Consider the following 4,559-nt stretch of genomic DNA (forward strand, 5'->3'; position numbering starts at 1 on the left):
GAAAAAATAGATATTAATATAAAAAAGAAACTTAAATACTTTACTCTAAAAAATGACATTTAATTAAATAGAACTAATTCTAAATATATTTTCTACTACTGAAATTGAGTCTTTCTTGGCTAAAAAAACAACTTTATCCTCTTTTTGGAAAACAAAATTTGATCGAGGTATTATAACTTTGTTATCTCTTAAGACTGCTCCAATTCTTATCTCTTCTGGTAAGTTTGAATTTTTTAATTCTTTATTGATAAGTTCTGACGTTTCTATAATTTCAGCTTCAATTACTTCATATTCACCATTCATAATTGTATAAGCTGTTTCTATAGTCCCTTTGTGGATATGTTTTAAAATACTTGATACAGTATTCATTCTGGGATCTATAAGATCATCAATTTTTAATGAGTTTTGTAATAAGGAATAATTAGGCTTATTTATTAAAGCCATTGTTCTTTTATCATCAATATCCTTTTCATCTTTTGCAAATTTTTCAACAAGAACACTTACCATCAAATTATCTTCATCATCATTTGTTAAAGCGAGAACAGTTTCTGCTTCTTGTAAATTAGCCTCCACAAGAACTTCCTCATCTAAAGCATCTCCATTAATAACAATTGTATTATTTAACTCACTGGCAAGAAATTCTGCTCTTTCTTTATTTTTTTCAATAATTTTTACTCTTGCTGCATCCAAAGTTTCTTCAATGTTTTTAGCTAAATTAAAACCTATATTTCCACCTCCTACTATTAAAATATTTTTAGATACTTTTTCAACATGTCCGAAAGCTTCTAAAGTATCAGACATTTGTGAAGAATTGATTATTACATAGATTTTATCATTTTTTTTAACATCATCGTTTTTCTTTGGAATTAAAAATTTTTCGTCTCTTATAATTCCAATTATATTAGCATCTAAATTAGGATATTTTTTCGTTAAATCATTTAGCTTGATGTTAATTAATTTACAATTTTCGTTAATTAAAATTTCTAATAATCTAATTTTATTATCAGCAAATGGAACGCTATCTAATGCTCCAGGGGCCTCAAGTTTTCTTTGTATTGATTTAGCAATTTCAATCTCTGGTGAAATAATCACATCTATTGGGAGATTCTCTTTGTTATATACTCTTGTAAATTTTGGATTTAGATAATCTTGAGATCTTATTCTTGCTATTTTTTTTGGAATTTTAAAAATTGAAAATGCTATTTGGCAAATAAGCATATTAATTTCATCATTTCTTGTAACTGCTATAATCATATCTGTCTCTGATGCGTTAGCTTTTTCTAATATAGATGGATAAGTACCTTTTCCTACTATAGCCTTTACGTCCAAAGCATCATCAATTTTTTGAATATCTTCACTAGAAGGGTCAATAACAGTTATAGAATGTCCTTGCTCACTTAGCTGTTTAGCTATAGTGAATCCCACTCTTCCAGCTCCACAAATGATTATATTCATCTAGTTAAAATCTTTGATGCCTAAACCTTTTAATTTTCTATGTAATGCACTTCTTTCCATTCCAACAAAATTTGCTGTTTTAGAAATATTTCCATTAAATTTCTTAAGTTGAATAGTTAAATACTCCTTTTCAAATTTTTCTCTAGCTTCTTTTAATGGCACAGAAAGGCTATTTTCAGCGAATTGATCGTCATAACTTGTATTTTTTAAAGATTCTTTAATAATATTTGAAATTTTATCCTTAGTGTCAGGTTGTAATATTGCTATTCTCTCAATTAAATTTCTTAACTCTCTAACATTACCATGCCAATTATGATTTAGTATGTAACTGTTATTTTCATCTATATCTAATTCTTTAATTTTATAATTTTCAGATATTTTTTTTGAAAAATATTTAATTAACAAGGGTATGTCTGAAATTCTTTGATTTAATGGTTCAATATTTATTTCAAAAACATTTATTCTATGAAATAAATCTTCTCTAAAATTACCAATTTCTATTTCTTTTTTTAAATCTTTACTTGATGAACAAATTAATCTTACATCCACACTTACGTCATTACTTCCGTTAACTCTTTTAAATTTTTGATCAGTTAAAACTCTTAATATTTTAGATTGTATATCTAATGGTATTTCTGAAACTTGATCAATTAAGAGTGTTCCTTTGTTTGCTTTTTCAAGCGCTCCGTATGAGATAGAACCATTTTCTTTTTCTTCTCCAAATAATTCTAATTCATACTTGTTAAAATCTAGTAAAGCACCATTTAGGACAATAAATGGGTTTTTACTTCTAGCAGATGTTTTATGGATTTTTCTAGCAATTAATTCTTTTCCAGAACCAGAAGGACCACTTATAAAAACTCTACTTTCAGTAACTGAAATTTTTTTAATTTGATCAATTATATTTACTATATTTTTGCTATTTCCTATTAATTCATAAGATGAGAATAATTTACTTTCGTATTCTCTATTTTGTTTTTTTAAATTAAAATTTTCAACTGCTCTTTTAACAAAGTTAAGTAATCTTTCTTGATCAAATGGTTTTTCTATAAATTCAAATGCTCCGTGCTGCAAAGATTTTACAGCCATTTCAATGTTTGCATGACCAGAAATAATTATAACAGGTGTATCTTTGTTTTTAGATTTAATATGTGAAAGAAGTTCAATGCCGTCATTATCTCCTTTATCCAATTTGACATCAAGAATTGCCACATCAGGTAATTTTTTATCTATTTCAGCAAGTGCTTGGTTATAATTTGCAGCTAACCTAGTTTTATAACCAGCATCTATAATTAATTCATTAATTATATTTCTGATATCAGCGTTATCGTCTACAATTAAAATTTCTTCACTCATTATTATTTTAAAAATATAACATTAATTTTTGCACCATTTTGAATTGGTATAAAGTCTATTTTTCCATTGTGATCATTAATTATTTTATTAACTATTGATAATCCTAAACCGGTTCCATTTTTCTTAGTCGTGAAATACGGGTTAAGTATATCTTTAATATTATTTTTCAATTCACTAAAACCAACACCACTATCTTCTAAAGTTACTTTTATGTGGCTATCATCTTCTGTAAGTTCAATACCAATTTTTTTGCTGAAATTGTTGTTGTTTTGAGCTTTTTGATTGATACTTTCTATAGAATTTTTAATCAAATTTAAAAATACTCTACTTAATTGTTCCCTATCACTCTCTAACGTAATTTTATTAAAATCATTTTTAAAATTAATATCAATAGAATCATCTAATTCTTTGAGCAAATTTATATTTTCCTGAATTATGTCTACTAAGTTATTTTCTCTAAATATTGGTTTAGGCATTCTTGCAAAGTCAGAAAATTCATTAACTAATTTTTCGATTTGTTTTATTTGGTTATTTATAACTTTTAAATTATCTTTAAAATTTTCAGTTTCATTTTCATTTAATTGGTTTGAATATTTATTTTTTAATCTATCTATAGTTAATTGAATAGGTGTAAGTGGATTTTTAATTTCATGAGCAAGTTTTCTAGCTAAACTTCCCCAAGCCTCATGTCTTTCATTGATTATTAACTTTTCTTGTTGGCTTTTCAGCCTATCTATCATCAAATTGAAATTTTTGTTTAAGGTTTCTAAATCTTTATCAGTTTTGACTTCGGGGACTTTTGCATTAAAATTTCCTTGCCCAATAGATGTTGATGCAAGAATTAAATTATTAATAGACCTAAAAAACCTAGATGAAAATCTGATCGCAATAGATATAGAGACAAATAACAAAACACTAACAACTATAATATAAATAATAGCAAATGAAATTTTAATACCGGTGCTTTTTTCCTCAACTGTATAATAAAAATTAATAGCTTCTTCAGACTCTGTTAAATACCTAGAAATATCTTTATCTAAATATTTCACGACATATAAAAATCTATCTTCAAAATTTTGCAGTCTCATTATTGCAGCAGAAATATTTTCAGGAGCATTAATAATCTTTAAAGGACGATCGTCATCCAAAACCAAGTTTAAGGCTCTATCAACTGGAGGGACATATGGTTGATCATCATTTAAAGTTGAAAATAAAAGTTTTTTATTAATATCTATAATATGCACCTCATCAACATCTCTTATCAATTTTTGTGTATTTAAAAATCTCTTATATTCATTTTGATTATCATTAAGAAATTTTTTACTTTTGTTTGTATCAAAAGCTATTAAAACTATATCAGATTGAATTTTGTTTCTAATTTCCTCAACATAATTTTTTGCTAACTCATAGGAATTATTAACAACTGTGGTAACTTTTTTGTCAAAATACTTTTCTAAAGCAAAAGAAAATAAAAAGAGTGAAAATATTGAAATTAATACTGATGGAATTAAAGTAAATAAACCAAAGTATGTAATATATTTTTTATTAGATTTTAAACCATCTTTATCAATATCATTTTTAATTGCGCTCTTAATCTCAACAAAAATAAAAATAAAAAGTGCTATTAAAAGAACAATGTTTAGAACTAATAAAATTTGTAAATTTTGATCTGATAATTCAATAAATCCTTTATCAATAAAAGTTAAAAAGGTTAAAAAACCTATCGATAATGTGATAATAAATAATAT

Annotated in this window: 3 protein-coding genes; all 3 read right to left on the bottom strand. The window is 25.4% G+C overall.

The genetic code is table 11. The features are described from left to right. Positions 1-63 precede the first annotated feature (63 nt). The gene (gene trkA, locus ACTT9Y_RS07015) at positions 64-1,455 is read right to left on the bottom strand and encodes a Trk system potassium transporter TrkA (RefSeq protein WP_440933645.1); all 1,392 of its coding nucleotides are present in this window, start codon (positions 1,453-1,455) and stop codon (positions 64-66) included. Next, the gene (locus tag ACTT9Y_RS07020; RefSeq protein WP_440933646.1) at positions 1,456-2,811 is read right to left on the bottom strand and encodes a sigma-54-dependent transcriptional regulator; all 1,356 of its coding nucleotides are present in this window, start codon (positions 2,809-2,811) and stop codon (positions 1,456-1,458) included. A 2-nt stretch (positions 2,812-2,813) separates the two neighbouring features. After that, on the bottom strand, positions 2,814-4,559 hold a 1,746-nt coding region (locus ACTT9Y_RS07025), incomplete at its 5' end, for an ATP-binding protein (RefSeq protein WP_440933647.1).

Source organism: Candidatus Pelagibacter sp. (assembly GCF_052049995.1).
In the GTDB taxonomy this organism is placed as follows: domain Bacteria; phylum Pseudomonadota; class Alphaproteobacteria; order Pelagibacterales; family Pelagibacteraceae; genus Pelagibacter.